This is a genomic window from Bacillus sp. cl96, assembly GCF_900100505.1.
Lineage (GTDB): Bacteria > Bacillota > Bacilli > Bacillales > Bacillaceae_G > Bacillus_A > Bacillus_A cereus.
The window spans coordinates 394,188-418,470 of the sequence record NZ_FNDM01000003.1; the positions used below are offsets into that span (position 1 = coordinate 394,188).

The following is a 24,283-nucleotide window of genomic DNA, read 5'->3' on the forward strand; positions in this document are numbered from 1 at the left end:
GGAAAAATATTTTTAATGAAATTTACTTTCATTATAACTAAATTCATTTACTACTTCATATGCTTGTTAGTAAAGTGAAACTTCCTTTCATTTGAAGGGTAATAAATTATAAGTATAGGAGGATTAATAAATGAAAGTTTTGTTCGTCTGTTCTGGAGGAATGTCCAGTGCAATTGTTGTAAACGCTTTAAAAAAAGAAGCGGAGAAAAGTGGTGTGAACATGGAAGTGCATGCAATTGGAACGAATGAGGTAGAGGAAGAAGTAAAGAATGGCTGGGATGTCGTAATGGTAGCACCTCAAATAAGACACCGATTTGACTCTGTAAAAAAATTTGCAGAGGAGGAATCTATTCCGTGTGGCATCATACCGCCGCAAGCATACACACCGCTTGGCGGCCCGACTTTATTAAAAACTGTAAATGAATTAATCAGTTAGGGGGAAACGTTATGAATAAGTTTGTCACGTTTCTTGATAAAAACTTATCTGGACCGATGGCAAGGCTTTCTGAGCAGAGACATTTACAAGCAATCCGTGATGGAGTTATTTCGGCGTTACCATTTATTATAGTAGGAAGCTTCTTTTTAATAGTAGCATTTCCACCACTGCCGAAAGATAGTTTTATATCAGTTTGGGCATTAAAGAATCAAACAAGTATATTGATACCATATCGTTTAACCATGTTTATTATGTCCTTATATATCGCATTTGGAATAGGATATAATTTAGCGAAAAGTTATAAATTAGATGCTTTATCAGGAGCACAGCTCGCGGTATGTTCACTACTTTTAACATTAACGCCTGAGTTAATTGATAAAAAAGGATTCATGCTTCCGATGACAAATCTCGGAGGTCATGGATTATTTGTGACGATGATTGTTTCTATTTTATCCGTAGAGATTTTAAGGTTTTGTAAGAAGAAAAATGTAATGATTAAAATGCCAGAACAAGTACCGCCATCTGTATCGCGTTCATTTGAAGCACTTATACCTGCAGCATTCGTTATTATTATAATGAGTCTAGTAACTGTCGTTTTTAGCATTGATTTACACCATGTTGTTGATAAATTAGCAGCACCATTAGTAAAAGCTGGGGATAGTTACTTCGGTGTAATGATTCCAGTGTTTTTAATTACGTTTTTTTGGTCATTCGGAATCCATGGTGTGTCGGTTGTTGGAACTGTTGCTCGGCCATTATGGGAAGTATACCTAGGGAAAAATGGTGAAGCAGTTGCTAGTGGAGCAGATCAGTTGCCATTTATTTCACCAGAGCCGTTATATCAATGGTTTATATGGATTGGCGGTTCTGGTGCGACGTTAGGGCTTGTATTAGCTATGATTGTATTTGGTCGATCGAAATATTCGAAAGCATTGTCAAGAACTTGTATTGTTCCGGGTATTTTTAATATTAATGAACCAGTCATATTCGGATTACCGATTGTACTAAATCCAATTTTAATTATCCCATTTATCATTACACCACTTGTAACAGCAACTGTTGCATATTCAGCAACTGCGATGGGATTTGTAACACCAACGCATATTATGCCGCCATGGACACTACCTGCTCCAATTGGTGCATATTTAGCAACAGGAGGAGATTGGCGTGCGATTGTATTAGTTTTTATAAATATAGCAATATCGTTCCTTATTTATTTACCATTCTTTAAAATGTACGACAAAAATATGCTTGAAATTGAAAAAAATGGTGACGGGGAATCTGTTAATCCTTAATCTGCACGCTGTTATTTTGAGTGATAGACTTTTTGTCTATCACTTCTTTCACATTAAAACTAGAAAGGGGGAAATAGAATGAATATAAAATTTAGTTATAAAGGCGTATTTTTATTATTATTTGGAGTGATTTGTGCAAATTTACTTTTTGTCCCTTTATTAGGCATGCTAAATCTATCACAAATGCATAGTATCTGGCTTGTTACAAGTATTGCGGCAAGCATTTTGCTTACGGTAGTTGTTTCTTTCATTGATGGATCGTTTGCATCGAAAGCTCAGTTGTTTTTTAGATTTATATTGTTTTCGATTTGTTGTACGTTCGTTACTTACATGATTGTTTTTTAGTAAATAGGAGGTCATGCATGTTATGTATATTGCAGGGGTAATGTCTGGTACTTCATTAGATGGAATAGATGTAGCGCTCGTTCATATAGAAGGAAGTGGTGTAGATTCTAAAATCGAACTCATCCATTTTACTACTGTTCCATTTTGTAATGATATGAAAAATGAGATCCAACAAGCGTTATCGATTGAAACTTCGAATGTCCAACTTATATGTAGTTTAAATTTTAAACTTGGTTTATGCTTCGCCAATGCTGTAAAGGAAGTTTGTAAAGAAGCCAATTTTCCTTTGAGACAATTAGATTTAATAGGCTCTCACGGACAAACGATTTATCATCAGCCAAAGCAAGAAGGGAATATTATTTCTTCAACATTGCAAATTGGGGAACCAGCAGTAATAGCATATGAAACGAACACGACGGTTATCTCGAATTTCCGAACGATGGACATGGCGGCAGGGGGACAAGGTGCACCACTTGTACCATATTCAGAGATTATTTTATATCGGCATCAAACTAAAAATAGACTACTACAAAATATTGGTGGGATTGGTAATGTTACAGTGGTTCCAAGTAAACGAAGTAAAGAGAGTGTTATTGCTTTCGATACTGGACCAGGCAACATGGTAATCGATGAAGTATGTCAAAGATTATTTCATGTACCATATGATCAAAATGGTTGGATTGCAAAGCAGGGGGTAGTTGTAGATGAAATTTTAACATACTGTATGAACCATCCATTTTTGAACATGAAACCACCAAAATCAACAGGTAGAGAACAGTTTGGAGAAGCGTTTGTGACTGAATTATTGAATCGATTTAAAAAGCATAGTAAAGAAAATATATTGGCAACTGTCACGATGTTTACAGCATGTTCAATTGTTCATCATTATAAGGCGTTTATTTTGCCGTATTATGAAATTGATGAGGTGATTTTAGGTGGTGGTGGAAGTTATAATAATACACTTGTTGAAATGTTACGGAATGGATTAAGAGAAGAGAAATGTAGCATATGTATACAAGAAGATATTGGTCATTCTTCAGCAGCGAAAGAAGCAATTGCATTTGCTATTTTAGCAAACGAAACGTATCATCGTAATCCGAGTAATGTGCCGAGCGCAACAGGTGCTAAGAATTCCATAATTTTAGGGAATATAACATTCCCTCCATACGCAAATGAAAATGAGGCGAACATATGAAGTATATGATTGGAGTAGATGGCGGGGGAACGAAGACCGAGGCAATTGCATTTGATAAAGACGGAAATGAACTTGTAAGAGCTACCAGTGGTTTTGGAAACATATTAATAGATTTTGAAGAAGCTCTTGTGCATATTATGGAAGCAATTAATCAATGCCAGAAGAGTTTAATAAATGGGCATTGTGTTTGTGTTTGTTTAGGATTAGCTGGTATAAGCGGAGCGAATACAAATGAATTAACATTACGTTTAAAAAAGAAATACGGAACAAAAATTGAAATTTTTAATGATGCAATGATCGCACATGCAGCTGCTTTAAAAGGTAAGGATGGAATATTAACTATAGGTGGTACAGGTGCAATTTGTATAGGAAAAAAAGGAGAAGTATATCAGTATAGCGGTGGATGGGGACATATTTTAGGAGATGAGGGGAGCGGATATTGGATTGCATTACAAGCTTTAAAGAAAATGGCAATTCAGTTCGATCAAGGAATCAGTCTTTGTCCATTGAGTTTGAATATTCAAAGCCAGTTTCAACTTTTGACACCGTCTCATATAAAAAGCTTAGTATATACTTCTTCTAAAGATAAAATTGCAGCAATCGCCCCATTAGTTATTCAGGAAGCGAGAGATGGCAATGATGATGCGCATGAAATTATGATGCAAGCTGGAAAGGAATTAGCAAGGATTACAGTAAATGTTTATAACAAGTTGAACTTTAAGCACTCAACGCCAATTGCAGTAAGTGGCAGTATATTGCGTTTAGTTCCTGAAATATTTGCTGTATTTAAGAAATGGTGTGAAGAAAGTATGAAAGAAATTACATTCGTATCACAAGCAGAAATGGCAGTGAAAGGAACATATTATTTAATGAGGGATATATATTTTTAAAAATAGGTATGAGAATTTTTGTATGATTTGTAAAAATATGATGTTAAAATGTATAAAGGGATGTATGTTAAAAACGTACAATATACGTAGTAATTGAATATTGTATATGTATTCCCATGTAGAAAGTGAATGATTACATGATTAATAGTATGCAGTTTTTATATTTGGTGGCTTCTTATTTAATTGGAAACATATTGACCGCTTATATAGTAACAAAATTGAGACATAACGTTGATATTAGGGATGAAGGAAGCGGAAATCCTGGCGCAAGAAATATGGGGCGCGTATATGGAAAAGGGTATTTCATCGCTACATTTTTAGGTGATGCAATTAAAGGGGCAATCGTTGTTGCTGTAGCAAAATACCTTTTTGAAGATCCTACATTCGTAATGTTAACATTATTGGCCGTTATTATTGGACATATTTATCCAGTTTTATTTAAAGGCAAGGGCGGTAAAGGTATTTCAACATTTATAGGAGGACTAATCGCATTTGATTATTTGATAGCGCTTACCCTCTTAGGCATTTTTATTGTATTTTATTTAATATTTAAAGGGTTTACGAAGCCAGGACTAATTACGATTGCTTGTTTACCAATTTGTATGATTCTTTATTCTTATTCTATTGTTACCACTATATTAAGTGGAATAATTATTGTACTCATTCTATATGTAAATCGAGAATAAAATGAATGTTTAATAAGTGGGGATAATCTCCACTTATCATTTTTTATTAAATAGATAAAGGAGATAAGGCATGGGGTTAATTTATAAAGTTGCTGATCAAGATTGGGAATTTGAAAGTATACATAAATTGAATTATAAAACTTTTGTAGAAGAGATACCACAACATGAAGAAACGAAAGAACGGTTTCGTATAGATCGGTTTCATATAGAAAATACATATTTAATTTGTTTAGATGAGGATAGATTAGTAGGTATGGTCGCAGTGCGGGGAAAACGACCATTCTCGTTAGATTATAAAATTTCAAATTTAGATATTTATTTGCAAGAGCATGGAGAAAAAGTGTATGAAATTCGTTTACTTTCAGTAGAACGTGAATATAGAAATGGAAGAGCGTTGTTAGGATTAATTCGTTTTCTACATCGTTATTTGCTTCTAAATGGATATGAATTAGCACTCATTTCTGCAACAACACGTGAACTAGCTTTATATGAGCAAATGGGATTCAAATCTTTCCATACGTTAGTTGGTACAGAAGAAGCAGCCTTCCAGCCAATGTATGTTACCCCTGCTATGTTTGAAGAGTCGAGTGTTGGGGGGATTATGACGAAAGAATATACGTTTTTACCTGGTCCAGTAGATATTGAAGAGAACGTTCGAAAGGCATTTTCTACGCGACCTATTTCCCATCGCTCTAAGTCATTTCAAGTGATGATGGACAATGTGAAAAAACGGTTACTTCACATGACAAAAGCAAAACATGTACAGCTTATGTTAGGAACAGGGACGTTAGCAAATGATGCGATTGCTTTACAGTTACGTTCTTTAAAAGGGAAAGGACTAGTATTAACAAATGGGGAATTTGGTAATAGATTAGTTGGACATGCAAAACGAGCACGGTTACATTTTGATACGTATAAAAAGGAAATGGGAGATCCATTTATTTATACCGAATTAGAAGAAATTATGACAACTGGAAATTATGAATGGATTTGGTTTGTTCATCATGAAACATCTACTGGAATGTTAAACGATTTAAACGAGCTAAATACTCTTTGTAACGAGAATCAAATGAAACTGTGTGTAGATTGCATAAGCTCAATTGGAGCAATACCATTAGACTTGAAGGATGTGTATTTTGCAAGTGGTGTTAGCGGTAAAGCGATTAAATCATATACAGGAATTTCTTTCGTTTTTCATAACCACATTGTAAAAATAAACGAGGCTGTGCCGGCCTATATGGACATTGGCATGTATGAAGAAAATGAAAGTATTCCATACTCACAATCATGGAATTTAATTTATGCATTGCAAGAAGCGTTGAAGAGATTTAAAGATGAAAAGGCATTTGTAAAAATTAAAGAGACATATGATTATGTTGAAGAAGTTATTACTGATATGGGTTTAAAGCTTGTTTCACCTAAAGAACATGCCGCGCCAATTATACTTACTATTGTATTGAGCGAAGATCATTCTTCTAAAGTAGTAGGCGATACATTAGCATTACAAGGATACATCGTTCATTATGAGTCATCTTATTTACAAAAGAATAATTGGATCCAAATTGCATGTTTAAATCATTATAAAGAACGCGATATGAAGAGGATGTTAAATTGTTTGCAAATGTGTTTATTTCAGAGTGGGGTACATATATAAAGACTTTTTCTTTTCGTATAAAGGAGCTACGACTTACGAAAACTTAGGAATAGAACATTGGAAGAGGTGTCGGTATGATAACTAGAAAACTACCATTACATATAGACGATATTAAAAAAGCTCACAAAATTCTAGATAGAAATGCTCGTAAAACGCCATTAGTAAAATCTTTTTACTTGACTAGTAAAACGGGTGGAGAAATTCATTTGAAATTAGAAAATATGCAATTAACGGGTTCTTTTAAATTTCGTGGCGCATTTAATAAAATGTCGCGGCTCACGGATCAAGAAAAAGAAAGAGGTGTAATTGCATGTTCAGCAGGTAATCATGCACAAGGAGTTGCATTATCTGCTCATTTACTCGGTATTAAGAGTAAAATTGTTATGCCAATTTCTGCACCTCAGGCAAAAGTTGAAGCAACAAAAGGATATGGATCTGAAGTGATTTTACATGGTGAAACCTTTGATGATGCAAAGGTAAAATGTGAAGAAATTATAAGGGAAACAGGTGAAACATACTTACATCCATATGATGATGTAGAGGTAATGGCTGGTCAAGGTACAATTGGATTAGACATTCTTGATGATATGTGGGATGTAGATACTGTCATTGTACCAATAGGTGGAGGCGGAATTATTTCTGGTATTTCTGTAGCATTGAAATCTTTTAATCCATCCATTAATATAATTGGTGTCCAAGCAGATAATGTTCATGGAATGAAGGCATCTTACGATAAAGGAGCAATCGTAGAACACTATGAGGCGCCTACTATTGCAGATGGTTGCGCAGTTAAAATACCAGGTGAATTAACATTTGAAATTGTAAAAGAATTAGTAGATGATATTGTAACTGTATCAGAAAAAGAGCTGGAAGTAGCGATGAAAGATTTATTACAACGTGGGAAAGCTGTTGTAGAAGGTGCAGGTGCATTAGCAACTGCTGCACTTCTTGCAGGAAAAGTTGATAGTTATATAAAAGGGAAAAAAGTAGTGGCTGTTATATCTGGTGGGAACGTGGACTTACAGCGCATATCAAGTGTATGTGAGCACTTTTTTGTCGCTAATGAAGTGAAATAGTTTTATGAAAGAAGAGCTAAGAGAAATGATCTTAGCTCTTACTTTTTGTCTACCGTTTACTGTAAGTAGAAATAGACTTGCAAAATTTGCTGTTTAAAAATTATTTTATTTAAGCGCCTATTTTTACACATATCTTTAATGTTATAATAATTATTTCAATATTGTCGAAACGTAAGCAGAAATTTAATATAATAGTTTTAATGTGCTAATGAGCGGTGAGGAGGGCAGGGCATGAATAAAGAAGAACAGGTCATGAACGGTTTCAGGGAATTATATAATAAGCTGGTTTGGCTTAATAAAGATAAGATGGAAGAGGGTCTTAAAGGTTTTAAGTCTTCTGAAGTCCACTGCATTGAATATATTGAAAACAATGCAGATTCTAACGTGACACAACTCGCAGAGGCTTTTTATGTGACTCGCGGTGCTATAAGTAGAATGACTAAGAAGCTCATACAAAAAGGCCTTGTTGAAAGCTACCAAAAGTCAGAAAATAAGAAAGAAATTTATTTTAGGCTTACCGAACAAGGGAAAGAAATTTATAAAATCCATGAAAATCTACACAAAGAGTTTCAAGAGCGAGATAAAGCTGTATTTGAACAAGTAACTGAAGAAGAATTCAACAGTATAATTAGCTTTGTGGAAAAGTATAGTAGACATTTGGATGCAGAAATAAAGAAACAAGGTATACATATTAAATCGTAATATATTTTAATAATAAAGTGAAACTTTAATCAGTGGGGGGTCTTCATCTCCACTGATTATCAGCCCTCACCAATCGGGCTTTTACGGGCAGCCTTACTCTAATGAGAATAGGCTGCTTTTTTATTATTTTATTTTTGTTGACTAATCAACAAAATAGAGTTATTATTTTGTTGACAAAGCAACATTTTTTTAGGAGAGAAGTTAAATGTCTATATTTAGATTGAAAAATGAAAGGGGAACTGAAAAAAGCATAGATAAACATGCTTTACTATTCGGACTTATTTCTGTATTTCTTTGTGGTATAGGTTTCAGTATCATCATGCCTGTAGTCCCATTCTTAGTACAGCCATATACAAGTAATCCGGAAGAACAAGCATTGGTTGTTACACTACTAACTTCCGTATATGCGGCCTGCGTGTTTTTAACTGCACCAGTACTCGGAGCTTTAAGCGATAAGTATGGCCGTCGTCCATTACTTTTAATATGCTTATTTGGTTCTGCAATTGGGTACTTAGTTTTGGGAATAGGAGGAGCTTTATGGGTACTATTTGCTGGACGCATAATAGAAGGTATAACAGGTGGGAGCATAAGTACTATCTTCGCATATTTTGCAGACATCATTCCAAAAGAGCAGAGAACGAAATACTTTGGATGGGTGAGTGCAGTTGTAGGTGCGGGAACTATCATTGGCCCAACCATTGGGGGGGTACTTGCCAAGTTTGGTGATACTGTACCTATGTATTTTGGTGCAATCATAACGTTAATAAATGTTGTATATGGGATCAAATATATGCCTGAGAGCCTTGACAAAAATAATAGGTTGAAAGAGATTACGTTTGTAAGGTTAAATCCTTTTGCGCAGCTAGCAAACATACTTTCCATGAAAAATTTAAAGTGGTTACTTGTCTCAGCGTTTTTACTTTGGATACCTAACGGATCTTTACAATCAATTTTCACGCAATTTACAATGGATACTTTCAGTTGGAAACCTGCATTAATCGGACTTATGTTTTCAATTTTGGGCTTTCAAGACATTGTTTCACAAAGTTTTATCATGCCAAAGCTTTTGATCAAGCTTAGTGATAAACAAATAGCAATTCTTGGGATGGTTTCGGAGATTATAGGATACAGTTTTATTGCGGCATCAGCTTTGTTTTCACTCTATCCACTACTTATCATTGGGATGCTGATGTATGGTTTTGGGGATTCAATTTTCGGACCTTCATTCAACGGGATGCTTTCAAAGTCTGTCAGTTCTAGTGAACAAGGAAGGATTCAAGGTGGAAGCCAATCTATTCAAGCTTTAGCAAGAATGATTGGTCCTATTCTTGGAGGACAAATCTATGTATCACTTGGTCATGCCGCACCTGCTTTTATGGGTATGATTCTTATAGTAGCGGCAATAGCAGTTTTATATAAGGGAACGCATGAAACTGTATAACAGATAGATATAAGAATAAATAAAAGGGAGTCAGAACTTAGGAACAAGTGCTGATTCCCTATTTGTTTACGGTTTGAGGACTAAGAGAAATTCTTTTACTGTTTAGGAATTTATTCTGCAATGCTCTCATGGTAAATGACTAGATAGTTTCATTATGCTTGTGCTGAAGTAAATAATGACTCCATCTTTACTTTGCTCTTCTCTCGAATTTCAGCATCTGCGTGTCTCATCACGTATTTATGCGCTACAGCGATTGCTAAAACATCATCTAATAAGCCGATCCCAATAATAGCAGCTATATCTGGAATGAAATCAATTGTTAATACGTAATAAGATAAAGCGGCTAATATTATGAATTTCGCTTTATTAGGTAATTCTTTCTTTTTCATTGTATAGAATAAAATAATACTTTCATATACGCTGGATTTACCGAGGTTTACAGAGCTTTTTTTGAACTTTTTCCAAAGGGTCTGTTTCTCCATATAAACACTCCTTTTACAAAAACATAGATTTTTTAAAAGGATGGACAAAGAAGAGAGAGAGTAATCAATTTTATTGTTTTTCTTAATTATATATTTCCATAAAAATAGGGGAATACCTGTTCAAAATATTATAATGTGGATTATTTTGAACAGTGTTCCGTTACATAGTATGTGTTCGTTCCAAGTAAAGGTACTACGCAGGTAACGTTTGGTGGTAATACGTATTAAAGTTCATTTTCTACATTAATCTCTGCATTCGTACAATATTGAATTACTTCTAAATAATCTAAGGGTGCATTTATTGATGAGAACTTTTGTAATTCTTAAATAGCCTCTTTACTCGCTGTTGGTTCATAGGCTTCTAATGTAATTCTGGTATTAATTGCAAGATTAGCCACTTCATCTAGCATTTCAGGTGTTACTTTGGTTCGAACCATTTTTCCTCTCTTTTCTCCCATTTTCTTAAAAGTTGTCGCTTCGGTGATGGCTTTTTTATTTTCTCAAATGAAGCCGATGAGTTTGAGTTTTAGAATTTTATCGTGGTATTATTTATGTAACAAGGGGATGTTGTAAGAAAAAATACAATTTGAGGGGAAAATGAAAATGGGAATTTATAACTATGAAGCGAAAGAGGATTTGCAAGTAGGAGAAGTTTGTTTAGAACGAGATATTTATGAAATTATAAATTTTTATAAGAAAGGGTCAATAGTTTTATGTGATTCAGTATCTCGTTTCAGTGCGAATTCAGACAGAATGTTTAAAGTGATAAATAGGATAGAAACATATATGCATAAAAATGAAGACTATACATATCAGGTTTCGGATAGACCCAATTTGATTTATGTAGTTGAGCAGGTAAGATAAGGAAGTATCCATAACGGGTGCTTTTTTCTTTGTTATATAGAAATTACACATTAAACGTGAATTCTAACAAAATGGATATTTGGATTCAAATTATTTGTGATATGTACAGTAAAATGTATGTGTATGATTTAGTTATTATTATGCATTTTATAAGCGGTATGGGGGAAGAAAAATGAAAATAATAGAACTACCAATTGAATTCGAATTTAACGGGCAAAAACAATGTATTTATCCAAGTTTAATTATATTACATAATGAATTAACGTTAGTTGATACAGGATATCCAAGTTTTTTACCTTTAATTGAAAATGCAATATTAAAACATGGATATGAGATGAAAAACTTAAAGAATATAATTATTACCCATTATGATGACGATCATATAGGGGCTGTATATGATTTTAAAGTGAAATATCCAAATATTAATGTTATTGCTAGTGAAATTGAATCTAACTATATTAATGGTGATATAAAATCAGAGAGGTTAGTTCAAGCTGAAGAAATGTTAGAACGTATGCCCAATGAAGAAAAAGAATTTGGCAAATGGTTTATACAACAGTTAAAAAATATAAAACATATTTCCGTCGATGAAAAAGTACATGATGGTCAAATGATTTTGAATAATGAATGTCAAGTAGTGGCAACGCCAGGACATACTTCGGGGCATATTTCATTATATTTTCCGAATTTAGACTGTGTAATTACGGGAGATGCGGCTGTTCAAGAGAATCGTGAGTTAGTAATAGCTAATCCGAATTTTTGTTTGGATATAGAAAAAGCGAAACAGTCTTTAAATAGGATTAAAAGTTTTAAAGCAGCACAGTATTATTGCTATCATGGAGGAAAGCTTACTGTATAAATTAATGAAAACCGGTCTTTCCTAAATCGAAAAGATCGGTTTTTTAGTTCATATATTTTGCGATTTCAACCAAATCAGTAACATTATATTTCGGTAAAATTGAAATATATATGTAAAGAAGAATATATATAATTTGAGCAAGGGTATAGGGGGGAGAAAATGGGTTCGTTATTTCATGTAATAGCAGATATCATTTTATTTTATCCTCGAAATGACATGAAATTGAAACAGCATATCGCAAAATTAAGTGAATTAGAGTGGTTTCGAAATCTACATGAAGATCCGAAGTATACAAGTTTAATTTGGAGTAATAGAAAAATTAAGAAGTTCATTTTGTCTTCTACTAACATGGAAACATTAATAAAATCTGAGAAAAAGCAAAAAGAATTTGTTCATCTAGTACAGGATGAATATAAAAAAAGAAGATAAGAATTTTTTTATTTTTCATATTTGGCGAAACAAATGGTACAATGAAAGCTAATGTGAAAAATAAGGAAAAGAAGTGGTCTATTTGAAAAACTTTTTAGAATTAGGAATTAGTGAAACTTTTAATCATACATTACGTGAAAATGGAATTACAGAAGCAACACCAATTCAAGAGAAGGCAATTCCAGTTATTCTGTCAGGTAAAGATATTATTGGGCAGGCGAAAACAGGAACGGGTAAAACGTTAGCATTCGTGTTACCGATTTTAGAAAAAATCGATCCAGAGTCTAGTGATGTTCAGGCTTTAATTGTTGCACCAACAAGGGAACTAGCTCTGCAAATTACAACTGAAATTAAAAAAATGCTTGTTCAAAGAGAAGATATTAATGTACTAGCGATTTATGGTGGGCAAGATGTAGCACAACAATTGAGAAAATTAAAAGGTAATACACATATTGTTGTTGCAACACCAGGACGATTATTAGATCATATACGACGTGAAACAATTGATTTAAGTAATCTTTCAACGATTGTACTAGATGAAGCGGATCAAATGCTTTATTTTGGTTTCTTATATGATATTGAAGACATTTTAGATGAGACACCAGGTAGTAAACAAACGATGTTATTCTCAGCAACGATGCCAAAAGATATTAAAAAATTGGCGAAGCGTTATATGGATGAACCGCAAATGATTCAAGTACAAAGTGAAGAAGTAACGGTTGATACAATTGAGCAGCGTGTCATTGAGACGACAGACCGTGCAAAGCCAGATGCACTTCGTTTTGTTATGGATCGTGATCAGCCATTTTTAGCTGTTATTTTCTGTCGTACAAAGGTTAGAGCAAGTAAGCTTTATGATAATTTAAAAGGACTAGGTTATAATTGTGCTGAACTTCATGGTGATATACCTCAAGCGAAACGTGAAAGAGTTATGAAGAGTTTCCGCGAAGCTAAAATTCAGTACTTAATCGCAACGGATGTAGCAGCTCGTGGACTTGATGTAGATGGTGTAACGCACGTATTTAACTATGATATCCCTGAAGATGTAGAAAGTTATATTCACCGCATTGGCCGAACAGGACGTGCAGGTGGATCAGGTCTTGCAATTACGTTCGTTGCAGCGAAAGATGAAAAACATTTAGAAGAAATTGAAAAAACGCTTGGTGCACCAATACAAAGAGAAATAATCGAACAACCGAAGATAAAACGTGTAGATGAAAATGGAAAACCGGTACCAAAGCCGGCTCCGAAGAAATCAGGTCAAAATCGTCAAAGAGATAGCCGCGAGGGTTCAAGAAGTGAATCAAGACGTGATTCGAGAAATAGCTCGAGAAGTGATTCAAGAAATAGTTCGAGAAATAGTTCTAGAAATGAAAATAACCGATCATTTAATAAGCCAAGTAATAAAAAAGGTAGTACAAAGCAAGGTCAGCAAAGACGTGGCCGTTAAATAGTTATAATTGTAAAAGAGTCGCAAAATATTGTGGCTCTTTTTTTGTTTGTATATAACAAGGATGATGGCAAGAAAAAAACAAAAATTTCATTCACCGTATTTGGAATTTATAAAGGAAATTTTATAGTCCAAAACCATTAGAGCGAGGGTATTACTATCATTCAGCAGAACACTTTGGTTAAAAAAAGGTATTGAAGCGAGCGAGTATTTTCATTATACATTCCGCAATTATCGAAATAGAACAAGAGAAGTTTATGAAGGATTAAACTCGTATTGGTGTACGATCGTTGGAAACTGGAAAACTAATTTGTTAGTTTTGATCGATGAGGAACTCGAGAAGCAACACTGCCATCCTTATGAGGAAATTGCTTACGACGATGAAGGTAATGTAGTGATAATATGCGAAATAAGAAAAAAGGACTAGCAGTCGTACCTGCCGTCCTTTAATAGGAGAAAAAGTAATCTTGTTTAGAACTACGCATAAACAGAAAATCTGCTTGTAATTAGTTTTACCCTAAATATACGTGTCTATACAAAAAAGGGATAAGTAAAAAATACTTATCCCCGGAAGGGAAATCCCAAGCACAAAAATGGCTCGTATTGGTCTGCAGGTTCAAAATTAGTATATGTAAAACGAAAAATCTCATACAAAAAGCAGACAACGATTTTGGTTGTCTGCCAGTGAGTTCAATGAGTTAGCTAATTGTGATAATTTGCATCCCCATTGCGAGAAGAGTGAAGCTGCTAGTTCAAACAGCTTGTTGGTATTATTTTCGATTTCTTAAAAAATATACAGAGAAAGCAGATAAGTGAAGAACCTACCTGCTTTTGCTGTAACAAAAGAAAGAGGTATTAGCCGTGGACACGGCGGCTTGAAAATAGTATGTATTTTTATTTGAAAAATATTCACGGGGTGAAGAAACGTGGAATGTTTGATAAAGGTGTTTGTGAAATTAATCAGCTAATTAGTAAAACAAAATAGTTATTTGGAAGAAAGGGAAAATGAATATGAGATGAATTGAAGTTGTTGAAGAATTACTTGAAGTGATGAAAGAATGCTTTTGGAACGGAACATCTTTAAAGGGTGATGCTAATGATTTTAATATTGTATCTTGGCTGATTGAAGAAGCGACGCGTAAAACAAAATAAAGATTTCATTTTGTAGTAATGGGGAATAGATAAGATATGTGTACTTATTAGGGGGAAAGTAGATAAAGAGTTCTTTAAGAGGCAAGAACCGGAACAAAATAAAAGAGCGGCTAGCAAAAGCTAACTGCTCAATACAAGGAGATACAGAGAAGACTACTTTAAATGAATGTTGGCATACAGCCTACATACAGTATTGACCGAATATTTATTTTAAATTCAATTTATTTAAAGTAAATATTCCAACAGATAAAATGGTTGCGCCTGCTACAGAACCTAGCCAGTCTCTCCAGCCTAATGTATTTAAAGATGCATCTGTTAAATCCGTAATTAAGAAGATAGCAAACATTAATACACCAAATGCTAAGCATCCCCAAAATGTTTGCAAATATTTAATCATTTTCTTTCGGAACTTGCTCATATAAATTACCCTTATCAATAATTATATTTTTATAAATAAATTATCGCATGTGCAAAAATTAAAAGTACAAAATATGCAATATTACATATCGGAACTCAACAAAATACTCCATTGATAAGAACATAGATCGAACGGAGGGGAACCGTGTCGTATGAATCAATTGTCATTTTTTGAAGTCATCGATGTAAAGGAGATGCGCTTACTTGTGGTGAAGGAGCTGAAAAACTACAAAGTGTTGTGCGTCTGGATGAAGAATTGAGAAAAATAGGATCAAGCGGAGGGCATGGTTCTTTTCCTAAAATGAAAGGTGACGATAAGAAACATGAGATACGTTTTAAACAAATTGAGCGGACGTTAAAAAATAAAAATTTATAAAGGAAATAGAAAGTATGGTGTTGTATATGTACGATAATAGGAAACTTTTTGCAAACTAAACATATAATTTTAATAGACCGACAGTCGGTCAGGTGGGAAGGAGAACTTGAATGCGAATTGTAAAGGAGTATGAGGAGCGTAGAAAGGAAATTTTAGAAACAGCTGAGCGTTTGTTTCTTACGAAAGGTTATACGAAAACAACCGTAAATGACATTTTAAAAGAAATAGGTATAGCAAAGGGGACGTTTTATCATTATTTTAAGTCGAAGGAGGAAGTAATGGATGAAATCATTATGAGGATTATTAAAGAGGATGTCACTAAGGCGAAAAGGATTGTCTCCAATCCCGATATCCCCGTTTTAGATAAGTTATTTAAAATTTTAATGGAACAATCACCAAAATCAGGAGATGTCAAAGAAAAAATGATTGAACAATTCCATCAACCAAATAATGCAGAAATGCATCAGAAAAGTTTAGTGCAATCCATTATACATTTATCTCCTGTATTAACGGAAGTTTTAGAGCAAGGAATAGAAGAAGGCATATTTTATACTCCATACCCACAAGAAACAATTGAATTATTACTCTCTTCAGCACAAGTCATATTTGATGATGGTTTATTTCAGTGGAAACCGGAAGAAATGATGAGAAGAGCTAAGGCTTATATTAAAATGATGGAAGTATCTGTTGGAGCAAAAGAAGGGTCCTTTGATTATATGATCGAGGTTTTAATGAAACAGAAATAGCTTTTTTCTGTTTGGGTGTTATAGACCGGCAGTCGGTCTAGACTAAATGAAGGATGTGATGAGGATGCCAGCAAGTATTCAATCTTCCTTGAAAGATTTCCACTTAATGGTAAGTGGTCAAATTATTACTATTTTAGGTTCAACACTATTACGTTTTGCTCTCTCACTATATGTGCTAGATATAACAGGGCGTGCAGATATATTCGCAGGGTTATATGCGGTAACGAGTATTCCGTTTCTGCTAGCACCTCTTGGCGGAGCAATAGCAGATCGTTTCAACCGCCGTAATGTAATGGTCATTTTTGATTTTATAAACGCTGCTATTGTATTAAGTTTTATAGTTTTGTTATTAACTGAATCGGTATCTATTTTATTGATTGGAACAATTATGTTTTTACTAGCAGTCATTAGTGCAATGTACGCACCAGTTGTAATGGCGAGTATTCCGCAATTAGTTCCAGAGAAAAAGTTAGAACAAGCAAACGGTATCGTAAATGGTGTGCAAGCATTATCTAATATAGTTGCACCTGTACTAGGAGGAATATTATACGGCATAATTGGTTTGAAAATGCTCGTAATAACAAGTTGTCTTGCTTTCTTTTTATCTGCGATTTTAGAAATGTTTATTACAATACCATTTATAAAAAGAATACAGGAAGGCCATATCGTACCGACAATTGTAAAAGATATGAAAGAAGGTTTTCTTTATGTTTTAAAGCAACCTTTTATTTTGAAAGCTATGTTACTTGCAGCTTTACTAAACTTAATTTTGACACCGTTATTTGTTGTTGGAGGACCTATTATGTTACGAGTAACTATGCAGAGTAGCGATACGATGTATGGAATTGGAATGGGATTAATTGATTTTGCAACCATATTAGGAGCATTGTCAATCGGTTTCTTTGCTAAAAAGTTACAGATGAGAACATTATATAATTGGATGCTTATCATAGCTTTATTAGTAATGCCAGTGGCACTATCAGTTACACCGTTTATTCTTAATTTAGGATACTATCCACCATTTATCCTCTTTATACTTTCTTCTCTTCTAATCGCAATGATTATGACAATTGTATCCATCTATGTGATTACTGTAGTCCAAAAGAAAACACCAAATGAAAATCTAGGAAAAGTGATGGCAATTATAACAGCGGTATCTCAATGTATGGCACCAATTGGGCAAGTCGTATATGGTTTTATGTTTGAAGGATTCAGTACGAAAATTTATTTACCTATATTTGCTATTAGTTTCATAATGATATTAATAGCTATAGTGACGAAGAAAATATTAAGAAATGAAGGGAACTAGCTTCATATGATTAGGAGAATGTTAAAAAGAGATTTCTCTAAAAATAAAATGATAATTATCATTTTATTTATGTTTATCAAGTTATCAAGTTTTTAATGGCTAGTGCTTCAAGTAACGTTATAAATCTATGATCGATTGTTTAAAGTATCAAGCGCACCGCACGTCGTACAGATTCATACCGGAGAAATAAATCAAAAGTCAATGGATTCATTTGTAGAAAAAACTCCTTTTGTAAAAAAGTAGCAAACGGCAGAGATGATCCAAGTACAAGTAAACGGGTATAACATTTTTATACAAAATAAAAATAAGGCGAACATAATAGCGTAATAGATATTAGTTCCGTGAAACAAAACGCTAATTTTAATTTTTTATTAGATTTAAATAATAAAGTGATACAGATTAGTAAAGGGGAAATAGGTGTACCGATTTATTTTATGCAAAAATACAATCTGCATATTGGAGATGAAATATGGATTATAAAAAATAATATAGAACAAGAATTTACGATATCAGCATGTGTTCGTGATGTTCAAATGAATCCATCAATCGTTAGTTCAAAGCGATTTGTAATAAGCAATGAAGACTTAGAAAGATTAAAACGAAATTTGGGAGAAAGAGAATATCTTATTGAATTTCAGTTAACAGATGTAAATTAGATAAATGAATTTGAAGATTTATACCAGTCATCGAACTTACCTCAAAAAGGATTAGGAATTTGCTAAATAGGAAGGGGAAAATAAAATGAACGCTATGGAAAACGGTGTATATGAAACAACCAGATTAGTTAGTGAATCAATGGAATGACAAGCTGTAATGAATATCAATCAAATTTGTGAATTAGATCAATATCAAGAAGCGACATTATGTACATGGAATACAAATAACGATTTTGGTAGAGTTGTTTTAAATGCAGCATTAGGGCTTACGGGAGAAGTTGGTGAGGTTGCTGATGTTGTAAAAAAGCAATTTTTCATGGTCATGGATTTGATCCAGCTTATTGTCCAGGAGAAGAAGAAGGAAATACACATAAAATCGCTTTAGAGATAGGGGACATCTTGTACTACATTTCAATCATGTCTCACGAAAGGGAATATACCCTAGGAGATATTGCTCAAATGAATATATCTAAATTAGCAACAAGATATCCAGACGGATTTAGTCGAGAAGCTAGTCAAAATCGTGTAGATGTGAAATGAAAATCGTAATAAAAAAGAGCCATGAGTGGAAAGGCTCATGGCTCCTTATATAAGGGTAATGATTTTATAGGTAAATATTATTATGAAATCCCAAAAAATTAAATATAAGTCAATTAATTGGTATAGAATTTGGATTTTATTTAAAAGAAGGAACGGAGGAATATGTAAAAGACTTTGAAAGGTCCATAAAAAAAGAATTCAGTAAAACTCTGAATTCTTCTACACGTGATTTTATTTGTTAATCCATTTAGAAATAATAGGATAATGAAACTCTTTTTCTTGTAGCGCATATAAAATCCCTTTTATAGACCCGAAAATTAACAAAAGGAACAGTATTAGATATAAAGGAGCTATGCCGAAAATAATCAAAGTATTATTTGAAGTCAAGTCTAAATTAGACAAGGATAGCATTAAGATTCTTATTGCGAAGAGATTCCAAATTACTGTAATTATCCAAATGAATAGTTGATAAAACACAGCTTCAAGGATATTTTTTTTGAATGTTTTGTGATTTGTATACAAAATAAAAAATCAACGGTATATAAAAAATTGTGATGCTAAAGAAAATAAGAATAAAAAAAGATAATAAGGTAAGAAAATGCATAATTAATTTTATGTTCTTTTCTTGAGCTAGAATCATTAAGGTCCTCCTATATGTATGAGATTTGTTGTAGCTATTATATTTTAAGATTTTCATTATGGTAATAATGCGCTACTAAAAAAAATTACTACTGCCTACAGTTAAAGTTCCGCTTTCTGCTGCAGAAAATTGTATATCTATTGTTTGGCTAGCAACGGATACTAAATTTTTTCTTATAGTTATTCTTAGAGTAGAAGTCGTACCTAAAGTTGGATTAAATCCTATATTGGCACTGAATAAATAGATACCATTTATAGGGGCTGTAAATGTATTCGTTACTGAAGAATACCCTCCACCATTATTAAATATTATATTACCATACGATACTTGAATATCTGCAGGAGGAGTAAAAGACTGTGCACCATTTTTTTCTGCACGAAAATTAATGTTAAATGTGGGTCCGGTAGGTCCAGTGTCGCCGGTAGCCCCAGTGTTGCCAGTAGGTCCGGTAATTCCAGTAGGCAGAGTAAATGATGGGATTGGTGGGAAAGTAGGCCCGACTAGGTCGGGAGAAATTGAAATTTCAGATTTTATTTTAGGTGAATTGAATCTGTCTTTTCTAGACATATGTATATCATCCTCTCTAAGAATAGCAGATTATATCCAGTAGATGCATGATATGAATTGGGTGTGATTGTATTTTGAGATAATAAGAAATAAATTTATCTAATCTAACTATAAAAATTAGAACTAAACAAAAGCGTTAATTTATTATAAAAAATGGGTGACTCAGCAATTGTGTCAGCCGAGTCACCCAATACTATTGATTTTAGATAATAATCTTTTTCTATATGTAGTTATAGTGAGTTCTAAGAGGTTAACTCCAAACCGCAGTTAAAGGACAAAGAAATTTATTTTAGAAAGTATTAGATTTAACTATGTTAATGCTACAACAGCAAGAGTCAAGCCCAATGTATTTAATGTATTAGAATATGGTCCTACATTAATAGTAAGAGTACTTGTTATACCTGAAGGTGTAGTGAAAATTGCGGGTGCTGATACAGAAGTGAATCCTGCAGTATATCCCAGAGAAGTACCAGATCCAATGATTGGATTATTATTAAGATACATAGTGATACCTGCCAAATTACCTCCTGGTTGAATGATAACTTGTACTTCATAGATTGCCAAATAGGTTCTTCCACCTTCAAGTAAAACAGTTGTTGGTGGTGTGAACGAGATTGCTGTACCATTAGAATTTGCCACGGTATCTAGTGGAATCGCGGAATTTACAGAAACTATTGATGGGGTAGTTTGAACAACATTTAAGCTATTAGCCGTGGGGGATGGACAAGTGCAAGGTTTGTGAATGTTAGAGTTGTTATCATTTTGGAAATTCACAAATAATCAAGCTCCTTTGCGTAAAAAAATTTTTATCCTATATAAAACGTAGCTTTTTTGTATCTAAGTTATTTTTAATAAATTTTTAAAGATAAATCGAATATTGTTGGTCAGTCGACTCATAAAAGTATTCGATACTCTGGGATTTCAAAGTGCATCTGATAAATATATATGAATGTTTTTTTAAGGACATTACTGTAAGTTAGGAAAACATAAATCTGGAAATAAAACTTGATATTCCGGGTTTAACCGAAGATCAGTAGTTGAGGTTGTAAAGTGTATATAATTTTTTTCTAATTTATCTAGTGTTGCCAGATGATGAGTACCTAAGTCACGCTGGATGCTATGTTTAGAAAGAGTAGGCCCAATTTGTAATTTTCGGTTTTTCATAGCAGTATTCCAGGGACTGTAAAAGAATTTTAAAATGAAAGCAGGATACATGTAAACGATAAATGGATGAGGTGACCAATGTCGCCCTGCCCAATAGTTACCATGCGAATAATGGTGGATTAATCTACCACCATAGTATGGAGCAGGTGGATTAGGAGGGATTATTCTCCCATGATAACGCTGTTTGACAAGGGGGATTCCGTATCTGGGATTGGTATAACCGTGAGCAGGGTCATCCACCATCAGAATAGTTCTAATAGCATACATCTTTTGCCCTAAATTGGCAAGAGATGAGAAAAAGGCTTCCTTATCAACACAGCAAAGAAATTCAGTGGTATTTAGTACCATTTTCCATCCCGTAATTTCTTTTTCTATGTTCATTACTTCTTGATCAACTAAAATGGCATCAAACTCTAGTACCTTTGATTCACGGATTTCCCAATGAGGTGCAAATAATTTGCATAATTCAACCGAACGATCAGTAGACCCACGATTAATAAGAATGCCATGATCAAATAATTTTGTGTGGTGCATTAACCACCACGGAAGCAGATACTCTTCGTTATAAAAATGAGAAATTAAAGTAGTGTTAATAAAAAGTCCTCCTTTCAAAATTTTGTGGAATATATCCTTATCTAGTAAGATATGTTACTTGATCTAAAAAGAATGAAGAAAGATTTTTAACAAAATAGTTAGTTTAATAAAAACCGGAAAATGTGGGGGAGTTAAAGGAGAAGAACCCTTTATATAAAGGGTTCTTCTGGTGATTTAATCTATCAATTACATTCGTGGTAATATTTATCACATGAATCGTTATTATCGTTACAGCATATACAGAATGTTTTTTGAACAAATAAACTAACTACACTAGTAGAACCTTCTTGCTTTGTAAGAGTAAGACTTTGAAAATCTTCAACTTGAAATATTTTTGTTTGAACAGGTTGTAATGTAGTAGTAATTGGTACGTTAGATCTTCTTGTTAGAATAGTTACTTGAACGGGTGCACTCATACCGACAACGAATAACTGAATTAATGTTTTATTATGATTGTTTGTAAAATCCTCAAATACAGTTTGTGGAGCGGTGGTTTCAAGGAAAACAGATACAGGTATATTCCCATTTGCATTTTCTGCAGAACCAGCTATCGTATGAGTTTCAATAAAACAGTTGTTTTTTTGATTGTTGGAATGCGATTGATTTTTATAATATTTTTTACCATCTTTATAAAAGTAATCAGCCATATGAATTTAAAGCTCCCTTCTTTTAGATATCTATATAGTCTATTTAATAAAGTGAAGTAGTGCTTGTAAGACATAATAAAATCCGCTCTCGTAATTATCTGAAAATGTTATTTAGAAATTAAAGAGCGCCATTCAAGGCGCTCTCGGATAAAAAATAATATTGAAAAAGAATACCACATTATATTTTATGCATGTTCTTAATAAATGTGTAGTTTTTAACAAAATCCTTATTTGAAAACAAGAAGCCCTAGATTTAGGGCTTCTTGTTTTGGTATTCTCACATGGTTTTTCAAAAAGAATAGAACATATTGAAGATAACATGTGAATGTTTCATATATGTATCAAAAAAGTGAACAAAATCGTTATTTTAATTAGTTCAGCCCCTTGAAGGGCGCTCCAAGGGGCGAAGATTCGAGAACTTGTAAACTCTTGTTTAATTACATGAAAACTCCCTAAGGAGAATCTATGATATTTTAACACTCAACTAACTATTTTGACAAATATATATTGATAAAAGAAACCCCGATTGTCCGCGGGGCTTCTAAGGGGAAGTGCCAAGTAATGACGTACTCGACTAATTAACCATATCATGAATTTTTTGGTAAAAATACTAGTAAATCCGTCCAATTGTATGATCGTTAATTTGAACAAAAACTCTATTTTGTAGAGCTTTAATTCCATGGGAAAAGAGCACTTTGTAAAAGTGCTCTTCTGACCAAAATCCATTTTGTAAAAGAGAGGAATAATATCATATGAATTTATTTTTAAATGTGTTTAAAATCGTATAAAAACTTCATTTTGCACAACAAAGCAGCCAGCTTAATTAGCTAACTGCTTGTTGTACAAAAGAAGATTAGGCCCTACAAGTAAATGATATGTAACTTTAAGTTACAACTATATTATAAGCAGAATTAAACATGTTATGCGGTAGTAAAAATAAGCTTAATCAAACTTTCATTTTGTATTAAGTTGGAATATAAAAAGAGCACTTAGTAAAGTGCTCTCGTGACGAGTCTCATTTTATAACGACTATTTTATAAAGAAAGGAACTCAGGATATTATATGTGCGCCAGTCAATTGAGTACCTTGTACAAATAAAGAGCAGCTAGCAAAAGCTAACTGCTTATATAAGGAAATCGGAGAAAGATAACCATGTGTCTACAGTATTGACGGAATATTGGTTTTTATTCGTGAAGAACTACGATTAACTTAATGCATAGCCCACAATCAAAGTTAGTGTTAAAAACACTGATAATAACATTGTTAGTAGAACTGTTACTATGCTTCTAAGCATTGATATCCAATTATCTACTTTAGAGAATCCTTTAATACCAGCAAAAAAAGTTCCTATTGAAAAAATGAGTACGAAAAATAAAGGGTGAAAATAAACGGCGTTTATAAAAGATGCATTTATTTCAGGTGTACATACTTCAAGATATAAAAGAAAACAAGCAATACAAACGAATGAAAAAATAAAGGACCATAGATTTATATTATGTTTCATAGGTTGCTCCTTTGTTATCGGAATATTTCTATTAAATTTTAATGGGAAATATAAGAAAAAGATAGTGTTTATAAGTTAGAATGAATTTTTTAACAAAATAATCCTTTTAAAGTAAAACAAACAGAATATAGTCCGGCTAGAAAACTAGAGGGCACCAATTCATTAAA

General features: G+C 33.3%; 23 protein-coding genes and 3 pseudogenes. 18 read left to right on the forward strand and 8 right to left on the reverse strand.

Annotated elements, in window-relative coordinates; translation table 11 throughout:
- Positions 1-130: 130 nt before the first annotated feature.
- The 10 genes from BLT20_RS09690 (at position 131) to BLT20_RS09735 (ending at position 9,720) form a co-directional block, all read left to right on the forward strand.
- Positions 131-436 (forward strand): PTS sugar transporter subunit IIB, encoded by a 306-nt coding sequence (locus tag BLT20_RS09690; RefSeq protein ID WP_000865911.1) that lies wholly within the window; start codon positions 131-133, stop codon positions 434-436.
- 11 nt (positions 437-447) lie between these two features.
- Positions 448-1,731 carry a PTS sugar transporter subunit IIC gene (locus tag BLT20_RS09695; RefSeq protein ID WP_001032280.1) on the forward strand — a complete coding sequence of 428 codons (1,284 nt, stop codon included), beginning with the start codon at positions 448-450 and terminating at the stop codon, positions 1,729-1,731.
- Positions 1,732-1,809: 78 nt separating this feature from the next.
- Positions 1,810-2,076 carry a hypothetical protein gene (locus BLT20_RS09700; protein WP_001021960.1) on the forward strand — a complete coding sequence of 89 codons (267 nt, stop codon included), beginning with the start codon at positions 1,810-1,812 and terminating at the stop codon, positions 2,074-2,076.
- A 22-nt stretch (positions 2,077-2,098) separates the two neighbouring features.
- Positions 2,099-3,271 carry an anhydro-N-acetylmuramic acid kinase AnmK gene (anmK, locus tag BLT20_RS09705; protein ID WP_000274965.1) on the forward strand — a complete coding sequence of 391 codons (1,173 nt, stop codon included), beginning with the start codon at positions 2,099-2,101 and terminating at the stop codon, positions 3,269-3,271.
- Positions 3,268-4,161 (forward strand): BadF/BadG/BcrA/BcrD ATPase family protein, encoded by an 894-nt coding sequence (locus BLT20_RS09710; protein ID WP_000876590.1) that lies wholly within the window; start codon positions 3,268-3,270, stop codon positions 4,159-4,161. The genes anmK and BLT20_RS09710 overlap by 4 nt, the downstream gene beginning before the upstream one ends.
- 137 nt (positions 4,162-4,298) lie before the next feature.
- Positions 4,299-4,847: a glycerol-3-phosphate 1-O-acyltransferase PlsY gene (plsY, locus tag BLT20_RS09715; RefSeq protein WP_000610870.1), complete on the forward strand. Its 549-nt coding sequence runs from the start codon at positions 4,299-4,301 to the stop codon at positions 4,845-4,847.
- A gap of 70 nt (positions 4,848-4,917) precedes the next feature.
- On the forward strand, positions 4,918-6,501 hold the full coding sequence (locus BLT20_RS09720; RefSeq protein ID WP_000523056.1) for an aminotransferase class V-fold PLP-dependent enzyme: 1,584 nt from the start codon (positions 4,918-4,920) through the stop codon (positions 6,499-6,501).
- A gap of 74 nt (positions 6,502-6,575) precedes the next feature.
- Positions 6,576-7,577 (forward strand): bifunctional threonine ammonia-lyase/L-serine ammonia-lyase TdcB, encoded by a 1,002-nt coding sequence (gene tdcB, locus BLT20_RS09725; protein ID WP_000632959.1) that lies wholly within the window; start codon positions 6,576-6,578, stop codon positions 7,575-7,577.
- A 231-nt stretch (positions 7,578-7,808) separates the two neighbouring features.
- Positions 7,809-8,279 carry a MarR family transcriptional regulator gene (locus BLT20_RS09730; protein ID WP_001030904.1) on the forward strand — a complete coding sequence of 157 codons (471 nt, stop codon included), beginning with the start codon at positions 7,809-7,811 and terminating at the stop codon, positions 8,277-8,279.
- A 205-nt stretch (positions 8,280-8,484) separates the two neighbouring features.
- Complete coding sequence (locus BLT20_RS09735; protein WP_000021786.1) at positions 8,485-9,720, forward strand: MFS transporter; 1,236 nt, start codon at positions 8,485-8,487, stop codon at positions 9,718-9,720.
- 152 nt (positions 9,721-9,872) lie between these two features.
- On the opposite strand, the gene BLT20_RS09740 is transcribed toward BLT20_RS09735, so the two are convergent.
- Positions 9,873-10,202, reverse strand: coding sequence for a YkvA family protein (locus BLT20_RS09740; protein ID WP_000415079.1), 330 nt, complete (start codon positions 10,200-10,202; stop codon positions 9,873-9,875).
- Positions 10,203-10,805: 603 nt separating this feature from the next.
- Here BLT20_RS09740 and BLT20_RS09750 point away from each other — a divergent pair.
- From BLT20_RS09750 to BLT20_RS09765, 4 genes are all read left to right on the forward strand, one after another.
- Positions 10,806-11,066 (forward strand): hypothetical protein, encoded by a 261-nt coding sequence (locus BLT20_RS09750; RefSeq protein WP_000513517.1) that lies wholly within the window; start codon positions 10,806-10,808, stop codon positions 11,064-11,066.
- Between the two features lie 172 nt (positions 11,067-11,238).
- On the forward strand, positions 11,239-11,925 hold the full coding sequence (locus tag BLT20_RS09755) for an MBL fold metallo-hydrolase (protein ID WP_000691158.1): 687 nt from the start codon (positions 11,239-11,241) through the stop codon (positions 11,923-11,925).
- 159 nt (positions 11,926-12,084) lie between these two features.
- Positions 12,085-12,354 carry a hypothetical protein gene (locus BLT20_RS09760; RefSeq protein WP_000535044.1) on the forward strand — a complete coding sequence of 90 codons (270 nt, stop codon included), beginning with the start codon at positions 12,085-12,087 and terminating at the stop codon, positions 12,352-12,354.
- Positions 12,355-12,427: 73 nt separating this feature from the next.
- A complete protein-coding gene (locus BLT20_RS09765) occupies positions 12,428-13,804 on the forward strand; it encodes a DEAD/DEAH box helicase (protein ID WP_002025792.1) in 1,377 nt (458 codons plus the stop codon).
- Positions 13,805-15,161: 1,357 nt separating this feature from the next.
- Here BLT20_RS09765 and BLT20_RS09780 read toward each other — a convergent pair.
- On the reverse strand, positions 15,162-15,374 hold the full coding sequence (locus BLT20_RS09780) for a hypothetical protein (protein ID WP_000033157.1): 213 nt from the start codon (positions 15,372-15,374) through the stop codon (positions 15,162-15,164).
- 485 nt (positions 15,375-15,859) lie between these two features.
- Here BLT20_RS09780 and BLT20_RS09785 point away from each other — a divergent pair, with 485 nt between their 5' ends.
- The 4 genes and pseudogenes from BLT20_RS09785 (at position 15,860) to BLT20_RS30130 (ending at position 19,000) form a co-directional block, all read left to right on the forward strand.
- Complete coding sequence (locus BLT20_RS09785; protein WP_001223581.1) at positions 15,860-16,495, forward strand: TetR/AcrR family transcriptional regulator; 636 nt, start codon at positions 15,860-15,862, stop codon at positions 16,493-16,495.
- A 64-nt stretch (positions 16,496-16,559) separates the two neighbouring features.
- Positions 16,560-17,804, forward strand: a complete 1,245-nt coding sequence (locus BLT20_RS09790; protein ID WP_001111721.1) for an MFS transporter — start codon at positions 16,560-16,562, stop codon at positions 17,802-17,804.
- 6 nt (positions 17,805-17,810) lie between these two features.
- Positions 17,811-18,520, forward strand: a pseudogene (locus BLT20_RS30980) (ABC transporter permease); the annotation flags it as partial.
- A gap of 25 nt (positions 18,521-18,545) precedes the next feature.
- Positions 18,546-19,000: pseudogene (locus BLT20_RS30130) on the forward strand (nucleoside triphosphate pyrophosphohydrolase family protein).
- A 231-nt stretch (positions 19,001-19,231) separates the two neighbouring features.
- Here the strand turns inward: BLT20_RS30130 and BLT20_RS30985 are convergent.
- The 6 genes and pseudogenes from BLT20_RS30985 to BLT20_RS30990 form a co-directional block, all read right to left on the reverse strand.
- Positions 19,232-19,640 (reverse strand): annotated as a pseudogene (locus tag BLT20_RS30985) (DUF4870 domain-containing protein).
- A 75-nt stretch (positions 19,641-19,715) separates the two neighbouring features.
- Positions 19,716-20,207, reverse strand: coding sequence for an exosporium leader peptide-containing protein (locus BLT20_RS09820; RefSeq protein ID WP_000087352.1), 492 nt, complete (start codon positions 20,205-20,207; stop codon positions 19,716-19,718).
- 309 nt (positions 20,208-20,516) lie between these two features.
- Positions 20,517-20,981 carry a hypothetical protein gene (locus BLT20_RS09825; protein ID WP_001010965.1) on the reverse strand — a complete coding sequence of 155 codons (465 nt, stop codon included), beginning with the start codon at positions 20,979-20,981 and terminating at the stop codon, positions 20,517-20,519.
- 192 nt (positions 20,982-21,173) lie between these two features.
- Positions 21,174-21,905, reverse strand: a complete 732-nt coding sequence (locus BLT20_RS09830; RefSeq protein ID WP_000546544.1) for a hypothetical protein — start codon at positions 21,903-21,905, stop codon at positions 21,174-21,176.
- Positions 21,906-22,147: 242 nt separating this feature from the next.
- The gene (locus BLT20_RS09835) at positions 22,148-22,612 is read right to left on the reverse strand and encodes a hypothetical protein (RefSeq protein ID WP_000796389.1); all 465 of its coding nucleotides are present in this window, start codon (positions 22,610-22,612) and stop codon (positions 22,148-22,150) included.
- 1,204 nt (positions 22,613-23,816) lie between these two features.
- Positions 23,817-24,116: a hypothetical protein gene (locus BLT20_RS30990; protein ID WP_000682208.1), complete on the reverse strand. Its 300-nt coding sequence runs from the start codon at positions 24,114-24,116 to the stop codon at positions 23,817-23,819.
- Positions 24,117-24,283: the final 167 nt, after the last annotated feature.

What these genes read in the sequence shown, in the direction of transcription:
- BLT20_RS09690 (WP_000865911.1), top strand. Translation starts at nt 131, where the DNA reads ATGAAAGTTTTGTTCGTCTGTTCTGGAGGAATGTCCAGTGCAATTGTT.
- BLT20_RS09695 (WP_001032280.1), top strand. Translation starts at nt 448, where the DNA reads ATGAATAAGTTTGTCACGTTTCTTGATAAAAACTTATCTGGACCGATG.
- BLT20_RS09700 (WP_001021960.1), top strand. Translation starts at nt 1,810, where the DNA reads ATGAATATAAAATTTAGTTATAAAGGCGTATTTTTATTATTATTTGGA.
- anmK (WP_000274965.1), top strand. Translation starts at nt 2,099, where the DNA reads ATGTATATTGCAGGGGTAATGTCTGGTACTTCATTAGATGGAATAGAT.
- BLT20_RS09710 (WP_000876590.1), top strand. Translation starts at nt 3,268, where the DNA reads ATGAAGTATATGATTGGAGTAGATGGCGGGGGAACGAAGACCGAGGCA.
- plsY (WP_000610870.1), top strand. Translation starts at nt 4,299, where the DNA reads ATGATTAATAGTATGCAGTTTTTATATTTGGTGGCTTCTTATTTAATT.
- BLT20_RS09720 (WP_000523056.1), top strand. Translation starts at nt 4,918, where the DNA reads ATGGGGTTAATTTATAAAGTTGCTGATCAAGATTGGGAATTTGAAAGT.
- tdcB (WP_000632959.1), top strand. Translation starts at nt 6,576, where the DNA reads ATGATAACTAGAAAACTACCATTACATATAGACGATATTAAAAAAGCT.
- BLT20_RS09730 (WP_001030904.1), top strand. Translation starts at nt 7,809, where the DNA reads ATGAATAAAGAAGAACAGGTCATGAACGGTTTCAGGGAATTATATAAT.
- BLT20_RS09735 (WP_000021786.1), top strand. Translation starts at nt 8,485, where the DNA reads ATGTCTATATTTAGATTGAAAAATGAAAGGGGAACTGAAAAAAGCATA.
- BLT20_RS09740 (WP_000415079.1), bottom strand. Translation starts at nt 10,202, where the DNA reads ATGGAGAAACAGACCCTTTGGAAAAAGTTCAAAAAAAGCTCTGTAAAC.
- BLT20_RS09750 (WP_000513517.1), top strand. Translation starts at nt 10,806, where the DNA reads ATGGGAATTTATAACTATGAAGCGAAAGAGGATTTGCAAGTAGGAGAA.
- BLT20_RS09755 (WP_000691158.1), top strand. Translation starts at nt 11,239, where the DNA reads ATGAAAATAATAGAACTACCAATTGAATTCGAATTTAACGGGCAAAAA.
- BLT20_RS09760 (WP_000535044.1), top strand. Translation starts at nt 12,085, where the DNA reads ATGGGTTCGTTATTTCATGTAATAGCAGATATCATTTTATTTTATCCT.
- BLT20_RS09780 (WP_000033157.1), bottom strand. Translation starts at nt 15,374, where the DNA reads ATGAGCAAGTTCCGAAAGAAAATGATTAAATATTTGCAAACATTTTGG.
- BLT20_RS09785 (WP_001223581.1), top strand. Translation starts at nt 15,860, where the DNA reads ATGCGAATTGTAAAGGAGTATGAGGAGCGTAGAAAGGAAATTTTAGAA.
- BLT20_RS09790 (WP_001111721.1), top strand. Translation starts at nt 16,560, where the DNA reads ATGCCAGCAAGTATTCAATCTTCCTTGAAAGATTTCCACTTAATGGTA.
- BLT20_RS09820 (WP_000087352.1), bottom strand. Translation starts at nt 20,207, where the DNA reads ATGTCTAGAAAAGACAGATTCAATTCACCTAAAATAAAATCTGAAATT.
- BLT20_RS09830 (WP_000546544.1), bottom strand. Translation starts at nt 21,905, where the DNA reads ATGCACCACACAAAATTATTTGATCATGGCATTCTTATTAATCGTGGG.
- BLT20_RS09835 (WP_000796389.1), bottom strand. Translation starts at nt 22,612, where the DNA reads ATGGCTGATTACTTTTATAAAGATGGTAAAAAATATTATAAAAATCAA.
- BLT20_RS30990 (WP_000682208.1), bottom strand. Translation starts at nt 24,116, where the DNA reads ATGAAACATAATATAAATCTATGGTCCTTTATTTTTTCATTCGTTTGT.